This is a genomic window from Novosphingobium decolorationis, from assembly GCF_018417475.1.
In the GTDB taxonomy this organism is placed as follows: Bacteria; Pseudomonadota; Alphaproteobacteria; order Sphingomonadales; family Sphingomonadaceae; genus Novosphingobium; species Novosphingobium decolorationis.
In genome coordinates this window covers 1,844,176-1,860,028 of sequence record NZ_CP054856.1, presented here as the reverse complement: position 1 = coordinate 1,860,028, position 15,853 = coordinate 1,844,176, and the positions used below count along the sequence as shown (strand labels likewise).

General features: G+C 61.6%; 14 protein-coding genes. 4 read left to right on the top strand and 10 right to left on the bottom strand.

Annotated features, from left to right (window positions below; all coding sequences use genetic code 11):
- Window positions 1–3: 3 nt before the first annotated feature.
- Complete coding sequence (locus HT578_RS08485; RefSeq protein ID WP_213503648.1) at window positions 4–804, bottom strand: M48 family metallopeptidase; 801 nt, start codon at window positions 802–804, stop codon at window positions 4–6.
- Between the two features lie 226 nt (window positions 805–1,030).
- Between HT578_RS08485 and HT578_RS08480 the strand changes: the two genes are divergently transcribed.
- The 4 genes from HT578_RS08480 to HT578_RS08465 all read left to right on the top strand — a co-directional run bounded on the left by HT578_RS08480 (window position 1,031) and on the right by HT578_RS08465 (window position 6,330).
- Window positions 1,031–1,291, top strand: a complete 261-nt coding sequence (locus HT578_RS08480; RefSeq protein WP_213503647.1) for a hypothetical protein — start codon at window positions 1,031–1,033, stop codon at window positions 1,289–1,291.
- 110 nt (window positions 1,292–1,401) lie between these two features.
- Entirely contained in the window at window positions 1,402–2,883 is a 1,482-nt protein-coding gene (locus HT578_RS08475; protein WP_213503646.1) for an O-antigen ligase family protein, read from the top strand.
- A 56-nt stretch (window positions 2,884–2,939) separates the two neighbouring features.
- On the top strand, window positions 2,940–5,174 hold the full coding sequence (locus tag HT578_RS08470; RefSeq protein WP_213503645.1) for a GumC family protein: 2,235 nt from the start codon (window positions 2,940–2,942) through the stop codon (window positions 5,172–5,174).
- Window positions 5,167–6,330, top strand: a complete 1,164-nt coding sequence (locus HT578_RS08465; protein WP_213503644.1) for a hypothetical protein — start codon at window positions 5,167–5,169, stop codon at window positions 6,328–6,330. The genes HT578_RS08470 and HT578_RS08465 overlap by 8 nt, the downstream gene beginning before the upstream one ends.
- A 40-nt stretch (window positions 6,331–6,370) precedes the next feature.
- Here HT578_RS08465 and HT578_RS08460 read toward each other — a convergent pair whose 3' ends face one another.
- The 9 genes from HT578_RS08460 to HT578_RS08420 form a co-directional block, all read right to left on the bottom strand.
- Complete coding sequence (locus tag HT578_RS08460; protein WP_039396878.1) at window positions 6,371–7,312, bottom strand: IS110 family transposase; 942 nt, start codon at window positions 7,310–7,312, stop codon at window positions 6,371–6,373.
- Window positions 7,313–7,782: 470 nt separating this feature from the next.
- Complete coding sequence (locus HT578_RS08455) at window positions 7,783–8,937, bottom strand: glycosyltransferase family 4 protein (protein WP_213503643.1); 1,155 nt, start codon at window positions 8,935–8,937, stop codon at window positions 7,783–7,785.
- Window positions 8,934–9,905: an NAD-dependent epimerase/dehydratase family protein gene (locus tag HT578_RS08450; protein ID WP_213503642.1), complete on the bottom strand. Its 972-nt coding sequence runs from the start codon at window positions 9,903–9,905 to the stop codon at window positions 8,934–8,936. The genes HT578_RS08455 and HT578_RS08450 overlap by 4 nt, the downstream gene beginning before the upstream one ends.
- A 34-nt stretch (window positions 9,906–9,939) precedes the next feature.
- Window positions 9,940–10,479, bottom strand: a complete 540-nt coding sequence (locus HT578_RS22400; RefSeq protein ID WP_277884194.1) for a serine acetyltransferase — start codon at window positions 10,477–10,479, stop codon at window positions 9,940–9,942.
- A complete protein-coding gene (locus tag HT578_RS08440; RefSeq protein ID WP_213503641.1) occupies window positions 10,472–11,623 on the bottom strand; it encodes a hypothetical protein in 1,152 nt (383 codons plus the stop codon). Before HT578_RS08440 ends, HT578_RS22400 begins: the two co-directional genes overlap by 8 nt.
- A 195-nt stretch (window positions 11,624–11,818) precedes the next feature.
- On the bottom strand, window positions 11,819–12,688 hold the full coding sequence (locus HT578_RS08435) for a sulfotransferase domain-containing protein (protein WP_213503640.1): 870 nt from the start codon (window positions 12,686–12,688) through the stop codon (window positions 11,819–11,821).
- 84 nt (window positions 12,689–12,772) lie between these two features.
- A complete protein-coding gene (locus tag HT578_RS08430; RefSeq protein WP_213503639.1) occupies window positions 12,773–13,672 on the bottom strand; it encodes a sulfotransferase in 900 nt (299 codons plus the stop codon).
- An 80-nt stretch (window positions 13,673–13,752) separates the two neighbouring features.
- Window positions 13,753–15,048 carry a lipopolysaccharide biosynthesis protein gene (locus HT578_RS08425; protein WP_213503638.1) on the bottom strand — a complete coding sequence of 432 codons (1,296 nt, stop codon included), beginning with the start codon at window positions 15,046–15,048 and terminating at the stop codon, window positions 13,753–13,755.
- A gap of 12 nt (window positions 15,049–15,060) precedes the next feature.
- Window positions 15,061–15,837 carry a WecB/TagA/CpsF family glycosyltransferase gene (locus HT578_RS08420; protein WP_213503637.1) on the bottom strand — a complete coding sequence of 259 codons (777 nt, stop codon included), beginning with the start codon at window positions 15,835–15,837 and terminating at the stop codon, window positions 15,061–15,063.
- Window positions 15,838–15,853 lie beyond the last annotated feature (16 nt).

Below are 15,853 nucleotides of genomic sequence, written 5' to 3'. Positions count from 1 at the left end.
GCTTCAGGTGGTTGCCTTGTCCGGAATGGCGGGCGGGCATGCCGAGGGAGTGGCGACGAGGTGATCGTGCATGCGCCGGATGCGTTCGGGCACGTTGCGATGGCTCGGTGAGCGCAGCCAGCGAAGCCAGTCCTTGTCGTTGTAGCGTTTCCAGAAATCCAGCGCCCGGACTGCATCGTAACCGGCGCAGCGGGCAAGGTCGGCGCCAAGAATGTCGGCCCTGTCCTCCATTCGGCGACGATCGTTCAGTCCGCTGGCCTTGCCGTCGCCGGCCACGATGTGCGCCAGCTCATGCGCCGCAACGAGTGCCAGTTCGTCGTCGTTGGCGGCGTGGCGCAGGAGGTCAGCTTCGATTGCGACGTTCGTGCCATCGGTGTGGGCCAGGCCGCCGGAATCGCTCAGCACGAAGCGGGTCGCGCACGATTGGCTCGGGGACAATGTCGCGGTGATCGAGCTGTCGCCGCGTCGCAGGTCCAAGGTGATCATCTCGGATGCGGGGAGTTGGGCAATCCGGTCGAGCAGCTCTTCTGCGAAAAGGCGGCGGTCGGCACTTTCGGCGATCAGCTGTTTCAACGGCGTGCCATTGAGGCGAACGAGAGTGTCGCCAGCCTTGACGCCGGCTTTTTCGGCCGGTGAGCCGGGAACCACGCCCGCTATCTGCGGCAAGTCTCCCATGCCTGTTGCTGCGGCGACCTCTGCGCGGGCTCCGGGGTCGTAGGCCTCAAGATAGTCGATAACCAGGCCCGTGGCGGAGTTGGTGCGCCTGCAAAGCGGAGTCGCCGCTTCCCGCAACCGGAATTCCACGTCCGCAACGCGTTGAAGCTCCTCGCGAACTGCGATCGGCCAAGGGGCAGGGGCGGCCCTTGCAGGAAAATCTACGCTGTATGAGGCGAGCAGTGCAACGAGTAGGGTCAGCCGTTGAAGCCTAGGGAATCGGGCCCTTTTGAGGTTGCTTTGCATTGTGCGCTGCGGTATTCTCTAAATAGCTGGAATTGGTTTGACCATAATGCAGCGAAACAGGAGATTGTAAATGAAGTTTCATCAAATACTATCGTCGGTTGCAGCTGCTGGGATGTTGATGACCCCCGTCATCGCCCAGGCTAACACCGCCGCCTCTTCGTCGGTGGCGAGCAGTGCCTTGGCGAGCGCTTCGCTCGGCAAGCGCGCATCGTCGCAGGTCTCCAAGTCGCACAACGCGGCCTCGGGCGTGCTTATCGGGGTGCTTGCGGCTGCCGTCGTCGTTGGTGGCGTGGTCGTTCTCGCAGACGATGACAAGTCGAACGGAGGCTAAGGCCTTCCTCGTCTTTATGTATAAAGGGCCCGGCTATCATGACGTGATAGCCGGGCTTTTGTTCTTGTTGTCTGGCATTTGAATGTCAGGCGAGATCTTGTGAGAATGCCTTGCGAAACGAATCGCGAAAAAGCCCTCGTGCGAAGGGCTGGATTCAGCTCAAGGGACTCGAAAGTCCGCTCGTTCAAATTCAGGCGTTGCTCATCGTCGGGATACTTGCCGGAGGGGGCGGCTCAGGTTCGGCACTAGCGAATGGCCTGGTGCAACTTGCTGCGCTCGGTGTCCTGGCTCTCAATGTCGAGCGACTGATTTGTTTCTTCTCGACCGGGCCGCTGGTTCTGAAAGTTCTCGTCCTCGCGGCTCTCCTTCTCCCGCTTCTGCAGCTCGTCCCGCTTCCGCCGGCAATCTGGCACATGCTTCCCGGACGCGATCTTGTCAGCCAGTCGTTCGAGGTGCTTGGCAAGCCGGGCACGGCCTTCCCGCTCTCGGTCAATTCCAATCGAAGCTTCATTGCGTTCCTGTCCTTGCTGCCGGTCCTCGCGATACTCGTCGCGGGGCACGATTTGGGATTTGCCGACCTGGAGCGTCTCGTCTGGACGGTCGTGGGTTGTGGTCTGACCTGCCTTTTGCTCGGTGCCGTGCAGCTGGCGTCGGGAAACCAGTTCGGGTTGCTTCATCCCGGAAACATCGAGCGTTACGACCTCTACGCCACGTTCGCGAACCACAACGCCACCGCGATCTTCTTCGACATGGTCATCGCATTCCTCATCGCCCTGCCGATCGGCCGCCGGGATTGGCGGACGAACGCTTTTGTGCGGGGTTGCCTCGTTGTCGTCTTCGCCGTGGCGGTTGTCTTGACGCGTTCGCGTTCGGGCATGCTCGTTCTGCCTCCGGTTCTGATGATCGCCGGATATCGGCAGGCGCGTGGGCGGTTGGCAGGCTGGCGTCGCAAGTCCAAGCCTTCGGGCAAGCCGAAGTTCGCGATCATGGCTAGTGTCGCGGCGGCCGTTTGCGCAATCGTCGTCGTCGTGGCGGTGGCTGGCAGCGCCCGTTTTCAGAGCAGTCTTGAGCGGTTCGAAAACCTGACTCAGAATGAACGCGTCCAGATCTGGGCCGACGCCCGCTACTCGGTCGCGCGCTTCTGGCCGGTGGGCAGTGGCATCGGGACGTTCGACGACGTGTTTCAGGTTGACGAGACGCTGGAGCGCGTGACGACGGGGCGAGCGCGGCGTGCGCATAACGATTACATCGAGGCGGTCCTGGAATCCGGGTTGCTCGGAGGTGTTTTGGTGCTGGCGTGGTTGGCTTTTGTTGCAGTGCAAACCTTGCGCGTGATCCGCATGCGGGGCGGTGGGCTTTGTGCGGCGGGCGGGGCCGCGTTGCTTGGCGTCGCGATGCAGTCGTTGGTCGACTATCCACTGCGCTGCCAAACAATCCTATGTGTCTCCGGGTTGGCTCTTTTGTTGTTGATGCGCGCGCGCCCAGTCGTGATGGAACGTGCGGAATTGCAAGGCGTGCTTCTCAAGGAAGTGGACACGCCACGACAATCCGCTATTCCTCAGCGGGTACCGTCGCTACGTCCAATTGGGTGAGCTTGGAATTTAGCTTTATGCTGCATCGCGGCGAAATATGAATTCTGCGTTTCGGTGTGTCGCTGTACGTTAAATCGTCTGCCAAATTTGCGGGGCTTACTTTGCAAGACAATCAATTCGAAAACTTCGGCGATGGTAGCGCACCATTTGCGGGAGAAGAGAAGCTCTTCAATATTAACGTCAGCAAGATTATTGCGGCTATTCGCCGCAATCTGGCCTGGGGCGTGGGCATCATCATCGGGACGGTCCTGCTTGGCGTCGTGGTGACGCTGCTTATGGTTCCGCGGTATCTCGCGGTGTCCCAGGTCCTGGTCGAGCAGGAAGCCGAACAGATCATCGAGGGTACGGACCTGCAATCGCAGAGTACGGCGATTCAGGATGCGGATCGTTTTCTCAAGACGCAGACCGACATGTTGCAGAGCCAATCGCTTGCTGAACGTGTCCTCGAAAACGGAAAGTTCATCGACAACGAGCGTTTCTACGTCGCGATGGGCGGTAAAATGCCCGAACCGAGCGACGTCGAAAAGGGCGATTCCCTCAAGAGCTTGCGGCACGATGCCGGAATCAGGCTTCTGCTGGAAAATCTGGAAGTCTTCCTTCCGGCCGACAGCCGCATCGTGCAGATTCGGATGAAGAGCTCGGACGCGGATTTGGCTGCCAAGATCGCCAATCTCTACGCGACCAATTTTATCGACGCGAACCTGAAGCGTAAATTCGAAAGCTCCTCATACGCGCGGGATTTCCTGGCCAGCCAGTTGCAGGATGCGCGCTCGAAGGTCGAACAGTCGGAACGCGATTTGAATCAGTTCGCGAATGTGGCGGGCCTGCTGCGCATCGACGGCAAGGACGCAAACGGCGCCGAGACTGCGATTTCGATCACCAACGAGGCGCTGATCCAGGTCAATGCGGAAGCCAGCTCGGCCAAGGCGGACCGGGTCGCGGCGGAAGAGCGTTGGAACTCCGTCTCGGGTCAGCCGATCCTTTCGGTTCCCGACGTCATCAAGAACCCCGCCATCCAGAATCTCGTGCAGGAAAAGGCCGCTCTGGAGGCGAGCCTTGCCGAAGAGCGCGTGACGCACCGCGAGGATTATCCCAAGGTCAAGGCCCTGCAGGGGCAGATCGCGGAGCTTGATCGCCGGATCAATTCCGTGGGCAACAACATCAAGCAGTCAATCCGTCTCGACTACGAAGCTGCCAAGGGCAAGGAATCGACGCTGGACGGCGCGGTCGAACAACTGCGCACGGATGCGCTCAAGGAGCAAAGCCGTGGCGTCTCTTACAACGTTCTCAAGCGCGTGGCCGAAACCAACCGTGCGTTGTATGACTCATTGCTCGACCGTTATAATCAGCTGACCGCAAGTGCCGGTGCCACCACCAGCAACCTGACGATCGTCGACCTCGCCGAGGTCCCTCGTGAGCCGGACTCGCCGCACCTTGCGCTGAACCTGGCGATCGCGTTGTTCGCCGGCATCGCTCTGGCCGTGGCCTACATCTTTGCCCGCGAATATTTCGACGGGACGATCCGTCGGCCGGAAGAACTGGAAGAAAAGCTGGGTCTCCCGCTCATCGGCCTCATCCCGCTCGAGGACCCGGCAGGTATCCAGAACAAGCTGGGCGACAGTCGTTCGGTGCTGAGCGAAGCCTACCATTCGCTCGTCACCAACTTGCGCTTTTCGACCATCAACGGTTTGCCCAAGAGCCTGGTGATCACGAGCGCCTCGGAAGGCGAAGGCAAGTCGACCACGGCACTGGCGATCGCGCAGGATGTCGCGCGGCTCGGCAAGTCTGTCCTGCTGATCGATGCCGACTTGCGGCGCCCGACCGTCCATGCGCGCATCAATGCAAGGAACAAGGCTGGTTTGACCGACGTTCTTGTCGGCAATAGTACCATTGACGAGGTGTTGCATCTTTCGGAAGTGCCCAACTTGTCGATGATGACGGCCTTGCCGCAGCCGCTTGACCCTTCGTTGCAATTGGGCAGCGAGCGCTTCGCCGAATTCGTGCGCGAGGTGACGAACCGCTTCGATCTGGTCGTGTTCGACTGTCCGCCGCTTCTGGGCTTGTCGGACACGCCGTTGGTTGCACAGCATGTCGAAGCGACGCTGTTCGTGGTGGGGGCGGAGAATTTCCGTCGCGCCGCCTCCGCCTCGGCTTTGCGTCGTCTCAAGCTGGTCAAGGCCTATGTCCTGGGCATTGCCCTGACGAAGTTCGATGCCCGAACCGGGGATTATGCTCACTACGGTTACAACTACTATTCGTACGGGGAACCCAGCGGCGAAGAGCATGCCTGACAGCAAGCGGCAGCCTGGCGCGATGAAGTGGAAGTTGATCGGGATCGGTACGGCGATCATGCTCGCGATTCCGGGGGCGGCGGTCCAGCTGGATCTGCAATCTGCAAGGGATGCCTCTCTCGCCAGGTACGTCCCAAAGTTTGCGCGCAGCACGGCCCTCGAGGTCACTGCACGCGATCAGGACGCGGGCAGCGACAAGGCGCTGGCCTATGCCGAAAGCGAACGCCTGCTTGCGCGGCGTCCGGTGCCCGCCGAGAATTTGTCGCTGTATGGCTTGCTTGCGTTCGAGACGGGCAAGCCGAAACAGGCGGATGCGGCATTCGCACTCGCGGCGCAACGGGGATGGCGCGACACGTTGACGCAGGAGCTGGTGATCAATGCCGCGCTTCAGACACAGGACTGGCAGGTCGCCGCCGACCGCCTCACGGCGCTGTGGAGCGCGAACCTGGATGCGCCGAATATTACCGAGGTCTCGAAGGCAGCGCTCGGAGTGGGTGCCGTTCAGGAGGCATTTGGGGCCAGACTTGCCCACAAGCCCAGATGGCAAAGCGATTTCCTGCGCTGGGCTGGCGAAAATCTTTCGCTCGAGAGCGCCGCGAACACAGTGCATGCGGCAATCGTGCAGCGTGCAGAGTTCAAGTGCAATGAACTTGCCGCGCTTGCGCGGAACATGGCGTTCGGGGGGCAGCCGGATGCCGCGGCACTCGCTTGGAGTGGTCCCTGTCGCAACCCCAAGGCGCTGAGTGCGTCGGATTTCGGCTTCGACGAACCGGATGAGGGGTACGAGCGAGGCCCGTTCGAGTGGATATATCCCGAGTTTGCCGCTTTCTCACGCACGTTCAACAGTGATGGCAAGCCCGCGGTGATGACGGTCAGCAACAGCGATCCTGAAAACCGAACTGCGGCGATGCGGCTCGTACGCCTGGCACCGGGTGCCCATAGCGTGACGGTTTCCGCGCAAGGCAGCGCCGCGAGCCGGGTCTTCGTTCGCGTGGAATGCATTGCCCAAGACGGTGAGCGTGGGCTTATCGCGCGCGACTACGCAACGGCGGGGGCGATTGCCTTCGAAGTGCCCGCTGTGTCCTGCAGCGAACAGCTTCTGACCGTAATGGTTGGCCGTGGTGAAACAGCTGCAATGTACCTGCAGCTGAGCTAGCGAGATGCCGAGCCAGCGGTGGCTAGAGTATCCGTGATGATCAAGTCTGAGATTGCGCCCAGCATCTATCGGCTTTGAGCAGAGCGTTTGCGGTCACGACGAGCTTTCGCATGACGGCGGTGATGGCGATTTTGGCGGGCTTTCCTGCGGTGACGAGTTGTTGGTACTTTGCCTTGAGGTCAGGGTTGTATCGGGCGGCGACGAGGGCCGGCATATAGAGGGCCTGCCTCACGTTAGCACGTCCGCCGCGGATGAAGCTTTTGCCTTTCCATTGTCCGGATTGCCGCGCAATCGGTGCAAGGCCGGCAAGGGACGCGGCCTGCTTGTTCTCAAGGCTGCCGAGTTCGGGCATGGTGGCGATGAGCTGGTTGGCGGTCAGCGTTCCCACACCCGCGATGCTGGTCAGTATCTGGTGTCGACGAGCGAGTACGGCATCGGCGGCGATCAGGTTGGAGATCTCAGCATCGAGGGCCGCGATATGTCGATCAATCTGTTCGAGCCGCTGGCGACACTGGCGCTTGAGAAAGGCGATGGTGAGATTTTTCTCACGATTTTTGAGCGCGGTGCGATCACGAACCAGGCCATCTCGGGCATTGATGAGTTCCGCCATTTGGGTCTGCTGTGGGCTTCGAGCGGGTCTGACCACTGGCTGCAAGGTTGCGGCCATACGAGCCAGCAGGATGGCGTCAATGCGATCAGTCTTGGCCAGCGTGCCAGTCGCCTGGGCGAAGCGCCGGGCCCGTTCAGGGTTGAGCTTCACACAGGGCCAGTTGGTCAGCGCCGCCTCCAGTGCGCGATGATAGGTGCCGGTTGCCTCGTAGGCGATCCGTTCGATCGGCCATTGTCGCAGCCAGGCGATCAGCGCCTTGTGCCCCTTGGCGGTATTGGCAAACTGGCGCTCGGCGCCGACGGGGTAGGCATGGCAATCGAGGCTCGCTTTGGAGATGTCGATGCCGATCGTCTGTGGTAGATTGTCGCTCATCTTTTCCGCTGTCCCATGCTTGTCATCCGGGTCCAAAACCCCGGTATCCGTTCGGGCCTGATGGAAAAGAAAGGGGCGATCCTACTCTAACCCGGTCCCTTAACGACCGGCGGTTTCGCGATCCGTCCCCTTCCGCCCGGACCGGGGTGGCCACCCCGGTCCGGGCAATCCAGCATGGCCCAAACGGACGGCGATGTCATAAGACAAGCGGTTCTCGATCCGACCGCGCCAGATCGACCGCTATAGCTTCCTGTTTCACCGCGTTTTCTGAACCGGCAAGTGATTCACGACGGCTGGAAAACGCTCTGGGGAGCCGCTGGCTTCGTGAAACGTGGCCCCATCGCTTTCGCAAGGGCGAGGTTGCAGGACAAGAGCTGGCGGCCGTGTCGAGCGCCGAAACGCGCTTGGGCCTGCATACCTTCTTGGAAGGACCTCGACGCCGGGGCCTGCGCCCTTGTTCGAGGCCGTTCTCAGCGGGATTGGGTGAGGATCGTGCGCATGGCATTTTCGAACACCGACAGATCGAACCGTTCGATGAACGCCTTGCGTGCCGCGCAGGACATGGCGGGCAGTTCGCCCGAGGCGTGGGCCAGGGCGATCCGATCGGCCATCGCCTTGGTGTCATGCGGCGGATAGACGAAACCCGTCTCGCCGTCCGTGACGATGCTGCGCAGCCCACGCCAGTCCGATACCATCGCCGGAACCCCCATCGCGAGCGCCTCGATTACGACGAGCGGTTGCGTCTCGGCACGGAAGAAGGTGGGGAAAACGAGGAAGGTCGACGAACGCAAGATCCCGAATTTTTCACGTCCGCGCTTGATGCCGAGCCTATCGATATACCCCTCCAAGCCATGGTGCGCCACGAGCGCGTCGAACTTGGCGATTTCGTCTTCGGTTCCTTCACCGATCATCCGCACCTCGAAATCGAGGCCCAGCTGGTGGAGATGGTGGGCGATCTCGACCACGTCGAAGATGCCCTTCTCCTCCGTCATAGCGCCGATGAAGGTCAGCGAGAGCTTCTCAGGCTGTGTCCATTCGCAGCCTTCAGGGAAGAGCTTGGCGGGATCGGGAATGCCGTTGCGCACGATGCGTGTTTCGCGCGCTTCGCAGATCTCGGCGTCGTTGGGTTCGACTTCGGCGCAGCGGATGGCAACATCGGGTCGCCAGATCGTTTTCTTCGCCAGTTTGACGATGGAGTCATTCAGGCCGAGGAGGTATTTCATCCCGCCTGTCGCGTGAAAATGGTAGATCGTGCGCCGGCAACGCGGGCGCAGCATGGCCAGGCAGATGATGTCCTTGATGATGCCGATCTTGCTGGGGCCGGCAGGGCAGTAATAGAGGACATCGAACGATTTTCCGAAGACGGCCTTGCGCACGATCGCGCTGATGATGTTCGCGAACTTGAGCAGTTTGCGCGTCGACAGAAGTCCGGATTCGCCGATGTTGTCCTGTACCTGCAGGTCGATCGTGGTCACCTCGGCATAGCCATCGAGGCTCTGGACCGCAGTCTCGAACATCATCGCCTGCCCTCCGAGCGGAGGGGGCAGCATGCCGGCGGCAAGCACCCGTAAGCGAGCTCCTGTCGACGCCTCGTCCGCGCCGGGCGCGTTCGTGGTGGGGCTCACCGTGTCTCTCCCGCCCAAGCTGCCGTCTTCTTGGCCGCACTTGCGTAGTCGGTACGGCAGGGGACAAGGTCGGTGGTGCGACTGGTGGGAACAGGGAACGCCGTCGTCGTTTCACGCGCCTGTGTTCCATTGATCGGAGCGGGAAGGCCGAGTTTCTTCATGGCGTTGCCGGCCACGCCAAGCAGGCGGATCAAGCGGCTGGGCACCTTGTGGTAGCGCCCTTCACCCATCGCGGACGTAAGGTAATCGCAGAATTCGGAAAGCGCGATGGGGGGGTCCGTCACATAATAGACCTTGTGGGGCAGCGCGGCGAAGTCGAGTTGAGAGAAGCAATAAGCTTGGCACGCGACCGTTTCGACGTAGCCATAGCTGCGCTTGAGGGCGCGCGAGTTCGAGACGAGCATACGACCCTTGCGCAAGTTCTTGAGCAGACCATCGCGGAAGCGGTGCAGGCCGGGCCCCCAGATGTACGAAGGCCGCAGGATCAGGAACTGCTCCTTGGGAAGGCCCGCGTAGATCGTCTTTTCGGACAGCACCTTTGACTCGCCATAGGCTTCGACCGGATGATAGTCGGTGTCGCTGGCCGGTAGCGTCTCGGCGACCCTGTGCACGAACTGCGTCGAGAAGAAGATGTACTTGATCTGCGGGCGCGGTGCGAGATAGCTGACCATGGCTTCGGTAGCTTCGACGTTGCGGCGATAGGCGGCACGGTCGAGATCGACTTCGGTGAAAGAGGCGAGGTCGTAGACACATGCGAAGGGGTGGGCAGCGAAGACTGCCTCCATCCGTGCGCGGTCCCGCAAGTCACATTGCACATCGGTCAGGCCTTCCGGGGGGCTGGAACTCGGCTCGACGGTGTCGACGGAAACGACCCTGAGCCCCTTCTCGAGCAGCAGGCGGACGAGGTGCGTACCAATGAACCCGCGGCCTCCGGTGACCATTACCCAGGCGTTTTCGGGGATCTGCATTCAGGCGTTTCCTTCGGCTTTGTTCGATTGGTAGTTAGGGAAGCAGGCGTGCCGGATTGCCGACGGCTACCGTATGGGCGGGGACGTCGCGGATGACGACGGCCCCGGCTCCGATCGTGGCGCCGTCGCCTATCCTCACGCCACCGATGATCACGGCGTTTGCTCCGATGTCGACGTCATCGCCGATGACGGGGACCTGTGGTTTGCCTTGCGTGTATTTCATCCCGATGGTCACGCCGTTGCGCAACTTGACGCGCGCGCCGAGGCGCGTGTCGCTGTGCACGACCAGGCCGTAACCATGGTAGATCGAGGCGCCAGGTCCCAGCGTGCACTTCCAGTGCAATTCGATGCCCACGATCCACTGCGTGTAGAACTTGTACGCGAGGATCAGCGGCGCGCCCGCCAACTTGAACCACCGGGGGCCACGGCTGAGGGGATTGACCAAGCGAAAGAATACCAGCAGCAGCCGTATCCTGATGCCGCCGGGATTGCTGGACCAGTCCTGGAAGAGCCCGCGGCGCGCCGAGGCCTGCTGGCCGGGACGCGGTGGGTTCTGGGCGGTTCCACTAGCCATTGCGCGGCGCTCCCGGATTTGCGGCGGTACGTATGGGCTGGGTTGGCCATGGGCGTTGGATAGCGCCGCCGGGCTTGTGGACGGGCTTGCGTTGCGCGGAGGCGTTCGGCGAATAGTTCAGGCAGATCGCGAACGTGATCCAGTAGAACGCGTAGGTCAGCACATTGTCCGAGGCCATCACGACAATCGTATAGACGGCCATCGGCAGGCCAAGGCGTCGATGCCAGGCAAGGAGGCAGAAGCCGCCGATGATGGCGGCAAGGCCGATCAGACCGTAGTCGGTCATGATGCGCAGCCAGTCATCGTGCAGCAGCTTGTAGGTCTGGGATTGCTTCAGACTGAGCGACATCGACAGGACCGACGTGGTGAAGCCTGTGCCGTGGCCGATGATGCTCGTGATCAGCGACTGGTGTATCGCCATGAACTGTTCGAAGGCGTTGATACCATTGTAGCGACCGGAAGACAGCGCGTTAGGGCTGATGTTGAAGGAAAATTCTTCGCTCAGGAGGACCGACAGCCAGCGGTAGAAGCTCGCCGCGTTGACGCCGAGCGTCGCCATTCCGACGCCCAGGGCCGCCGTCGCAATCGTCCCGAAGCCACGGCGCAAATGCCCCAAGGCCAGAGTCGCGAACAAGTCGAGCCCTACGCCCGCGACAATCCCGATCAGCGCGATCCGCTTGCCGAACAGCAGGGTGATGAGAAGGGCGATCACCCCCAGCACGGGCATACGCCGGATGTAGGCAAGAAGGACGATCAAGGCGGAGGCGAGGCCGATCGAGGATTCCGAGGAAGACTGTGCCGATTCCGCCTGGAACTGATTGGTGACGTCGAGGCTTATTCCCCCGCGCGACAGGCCCAGGATGATTGCCGCGGCGACCTGGCATCCCAACAGAAGGCGAATGTGTCTGGGGTTGACCTTGAACCCTTGTGCCAGCACCAGCAACGAGACGGCCGTGAAGACGAACTCGCTGTCGAACTTGCCCAGCCGCAGAACCGCCGAGACGCACCAGAACAGCCACATAAGCAGGGCTGGACCCAGCCATGGCTTGAGGTCGAGCCGACCCTTGAGCCAGCATTCCATGACCAGGACCAAGGGCACGGCGTTGTAGAGCGGCCTCAGCACCGTCACCGTCTCGACCACCATCGTCAATCCGCAGAAGAGCAGGATCCCGATCGTCCCTTCCGGAATGTCCGGAGTGCGACGGCGGGTAATGGCGAATTGGATGTCCTGGGGTCCGCGTTGTATCATTGGTGAAACTCTACCCGGCATGAATCATTCCTGCCGGGCAGGCCTCGCACAATCGGGCGGGCAGCTCAATTTTGCGCAGCGAGGACACGCCTACTTTTCCCATGCGGCGAAGCGCTCGAGCACGTCGCCGATTTCTTCGTTGATGTAGGCGATGGTCTCGGGCTTCAGCATGGTCTCGAATTGGCGCGAGGCGCCGCTGCGCCGGTGGCTATTCTTGTCGTTGGCCTTGTCCCCGGTCGGCAGGCCATCCGAGTAGGCCGCGACGAGCCGGTTCAGCGACGTGGGGACGGGTTCGAGGCCCATGCCGACGAGGAAGCGCTCGGCCCAGTCCTCGGGGTCCTCGATGAGGTTCTCATACGTGAGAAAGGTAAGGTTGGGGCGGCCCAGGAGGTTGTCGGCGTAAGCCTTGTAGCGTGGGAAGAAGTTGCGCGTGGCTTCCTTGACGAAGGCGTCGATGTCCATCGCTTGCGCCTTGCTGCGGCGTTCCTCGAAGGCCTGCCGGGCGGCCTTTCCTCCGGGAAGATTGTGGCTGTAGGCAACCGAGTAGTAGGAACTCACGAGCACGTCGCGCGGGTCGCGCAGCATGAGCACGAGCGGCCGCTTCTCGAGGTTGGGGACCGGGAAGAAATTGCGCATCGGTCCGTAGATTGCATTGGGTTGCACGAAGAGCTTCTCGGCGTCGCGGTGAATCGAGCGGACCATGTCCGGGTCACCGCTGCTCCAATAGAGACCCTCGAAATTGTAGACGGTCTTCGCGTAGCATTCCTCCACGATCGCCAGCGCCTTGGTGATGTAGGTGCTGGCGCACTTCTGCATCGTGAAGAAGACGGCCCCGTCGGAACTGGTGCGGCGGGCCGGCAGGAAACGCGCACGGGTCTCGCGCGAATAGTAGAGATAAGCGGCGGCGGCCTTGAGCGTGCTGCTTTTGGAAACGATGGACTTAAGTCCGTACTTCGACATAGCTGGCCTCGGTCTCGCTGATTTCGTCCTGTCGGTGACGGACGGATGGCGCCGTTACGGGCGTTAGATGAAAGGGGATCGGGCTCAGGACAGCTTGTAGCCGTACCGGCGCATGAGGGGGCTGCACAAGGCGGTGACCATCGCGCGCACACCAGGCTTCATGCCCGTACGCCAGCGTTCGTCGATCGAGAGTTTGAGATCCTTGCTGCGACCGATCCGGACCGGATTGCCCGAGATCGAATGAAGCAGTCCTTCGGATTCATCCTCGGCGGCCGCGAAGAGGTCATCGACCGTAGACTTGAGCTGCTCGACGCTGACAAGGTCGCGTTCGTAGATGATCTGCCGGTAGTCGGTGCGGCCGCGCTGACTTTCGGTGAACACATTCAGGGCCATCCAGAGCAACGCCGACTTGAACGGGCCGCGCTTGTCCATGAATTCTTCCTTCCACGTCACCTCGGTACGGCGCTTTGGGGTGAGGTAGGAAAACACGAAACCGCGTGGGTCGCGGATGAGGTGCAGGACGATCGTCTTGTCCGGGAAGAGCTCGGTCACGAGGTCGACGTGGGCCGGATCCTTGCTTCCGTCGATGATCAAGTTGCGCCCGCTCTGTTCCCAGATGAGCCCGTAGAGCGTACGCAGGATTTCCGCGTATTCCTGCCGGCGCGCGGCGTAGCGGCTCGAAGGGATCTTGAGCAGGCGGTGCATGACGAAATAGCGGTTACGCTCGACCGAGAAGCGCAGCGCCTCGATTTCCTCTACGGTCTTGCCGGTGCGCTGGAGCAATTCGGTCAGCACCGGCTGCCAGAACGAGCATTCCTTGCCCGGCGAACCGCACGAGCAGAGCTCATTGCGCTTGAAGCCGCGCTGCCAGCTGCATTTGACTTCGCCGATACCGATCGAAGGCAGCTGGTCGGTCAGGACCATTTCCATGACCGTGCTGCCCGAACGTGTGGCGCCAGAAATGAGTACGATCTTCTTGTCCATGCTGTCTTATCCTGAAAGGGCGGATACGGCTGTCGCGCGTGTCGCGGGGGCGATTTCGCGGCAAAGCCGTGCGGTCCGGCTCACGCTCGCACCTGGTGCAGGCGGGGGCGCATGTTGTGCCAGGTGAGCAAGGTGGTGACCAGCAGGCTGACCGCGTTCACCACTGGAGCCGCGATGGGACCCAGAGGAAACAGGAGCAAATATGTGCCTGCCGTCGCGAGTATGGCGCCGATCACACTGGCCGCGGCCTGGGCGCGCGGTACGCTGAGCACCGAACACGTTATGATCGTGGGCAGTCGGATCAGCATGCACACGTTGAGCACCATATAGGCGATGAAGATCGGGATGGCATCGCCCGTCTCAAGCTTGAGGGCCTGGCGCAGGACGAAGTCCGAAGCGAGCAGAATCGCCAGCGAGAGTGCAACGATGCCCGCGCTGCTTACAAGTGTGACTTTGGTGAGCAGCGCGTTCATCGCACCGAGCCCTCGCGTGGCGTAACGCCGCGAGGCCATGCTCGGCAGCACTTGCAGCAATGCGTTGAAGGGAAGATTCAACAGGTTTGCGAACTGCTGGATCGCGCGCAGCGTGCCGGTCGTCGCCTCGCCAAGGACGGCCGATGCGATCAGCAGTGGCGCGGTGCTCTGGATCGTCTCGAGAATTGTCGAGACGCTGTTCCAGCCGGTGTAGTGGTGATGGCGCGACCAGAATTCTCCCACGAGCCTGAAGTTGGGGCGCAGGCGGTGCGTGAGAAGCACCGAGAGAACGAGGCCGGCCAAGGAACCTGCGGCCATGAACCAAAGCGCAAGGTCCGCGGACAGTTGATCGCGCGCCAGCACGGCAAAGGCGATCATCAGCGCCAGCTGCAAGGTGAAGCGCAGCGCATCGATTGCGAACGACGAAATCGGCTGGCGGCAATCGAGCAGCAAGCGGCGCGAGAAATCGGTGAGGTTGGCCAGGCTGTTCGCGGCGAACAGCGAGAGCGCCAGACTCGGCAGCCAGGGCGCATTGAGAAGCAAGCCCCAGAGGTGGACAGGGCCGATCAGCACCAGGCTGCTGACGAGCGCGAAAGCCGTCGCCAGCAGGTAGAGAAAGAAGCGGTAATCGGGCAGCCGTTCGTTCGCAATCGAAGGCATGATCGACGACATCGGGGTGAGGACCACGAAGATCAGGAACTTGCGGGTCATCATGATGAGCAGGAAGCAGATGCTGAACCGTCCGAACTCGATCAGCCCGATCGAGCGGATCAGGATCATCGAGGTCAGGAAGTTGGCGGCGCTCGTCAGCACCTGACTGGCCATGGCCCAGAACGGCTCAGGGGCATGCCGGTAGCGGTTCAGGACGCTCGACAGGATCGATGCGGTGGATGGAAGCGGCATGTATCTTCGCCTTCAGGCCTTGCTTGCCTGCGGTACGGGCGTCGTGACCACTTTCCACACGAAGCGCGGTGCGAGAACCAGATACCTGCGCCACAACCGCTTGGGTTCCTGCGAGAGGCGGTAGGCCCACTCCAGCATGGCCTTCTGCATCCACACCGGCGCGCGCTTGACCGCGCCGGTGTGGAAATCGAAGGCCGCGCCGACACCGATCAGCGTCTGTGGCAGGCGGGTGTAGTGATCGCGCATCCACACGTCCTGCTTGGGGCTCGAAATTCCGACCCACACGACATCCGCACCCGAAGCCTTGATCCGCTCCACGACGGCCGCGTCCTCTTCCTCGGTCAAGGGGCGGAACGGCGGGCATTCGTAGCCTGCGACGCGAAAGCCGGGATATTTCTTCTGGAAGGTCTCGGCCAGCGACTTGGCGACGCCTTCCTTGCCTCCGTAAAAGTAGTGGGACAGCCCGCTGGCGGGCGAACGTCTCGCGATAAGGTCGATGAGGTCGGGGCCGCAGGTGCGCTCGACGGGCACGCCACGCAGCTTTCCGACGAAAGCGATCGGCATTCCGTCGGGCGTGATCATCGCGGCTTCCTTGTGAAGATCGCGAATGGCGGGATCATCGTTGATTACCATGAGGCTGGCGACGTCGCGGATGCAGACGAAGCGGCCGGTGTCGTCCTTGGCCCAACCCTCGATCGTCTCGGCTGCCTGTGTGGGGGTGGTGATCGTCACGGGCACGCCCAAGACATCGTACGTCTTGAGCGGGGCCACATCGGCGTAAGCTGTCATCGGATTGGCTCCTCGC

What these genes read in the sequence shown, in the direction of transcription:
- HT578_RS08480 (WP_213503647.1), top strand. Translation starts at nt 1,031, where the DNA reads ATGAAGTTTCATCAAATACTATCGTCGGTTGCAGCTGCTGGGATGTTG.
- HT578_RS08465 (WP_213503644.1), top strand. Translation starts at nt 5,167, where the DNA reads ATGCCTGACAGCAAGCGGCAGCCTGGCGCGATGAAGTGGAAGTTGATC.
- HT578_RS08460 (WP_039396878.1), bottom strand. Translation starts at nt 7,312, where the DNA reads ATGAGCGACAATCTACCACAGACGATCGGCATCGACATCTCCAAAGCG.
- HT578_RS08450 (WP_213503642.1), bottom strand. Translation starts at nt 9,905, where the DNA reads ATGCAGATCCCCGAAAACGCCTGGGTAATGGTCACCGGAGGCCGCGGG.
- HT578_RS22400 (WP_277884194.1), bottom strand. Translation starts at nt 10,479, where the DNA reads ATGGCTAGTGGAACCGCCCAGAACCCACCGCGTCCCGGCCAGCAGGCC.
- HT578_RS08440 (WP_213503641.1), bottom strand. Translation starts at nt 11,623, where the DNA reads ATGGTGGTCGAGACGGTGACGGTGCTGAGGCCGCTCTACAACGCCGTG.
- HT578_RS08435 (WP_213503640.1), bottom strand. Translation starts at nt 12,688, where the DNA reads ATGTCGAAGTACGGACTTAAGTCCATCGTTTCCAAAAGCAGCACGCTC.
- HT578_RS08430 (WP_213503639.1), bottom strand. Translation starts at nt 13,672, where the DNA reads ATGGACAAGAAGATCGTACTCATTTCTGGCGCCACACGTTCGGGCAGC.
- HT578_RS08425 (WP_213503638.1), bottom strand. Translation starts at nt 15,048, where the DNA reads ATGCCGCTTCCATCCACCGCATCGATCCTGTCGAGCGTCCTGAACCGC.
- HT578_RS08420 (WP_213503637.1), bottom strand. Translation starts at nt 15,837, where the DNA reads ATGACAGCTTACGCCGATGTGGCCCCGCTCAAGACGTACGATGTCTTG.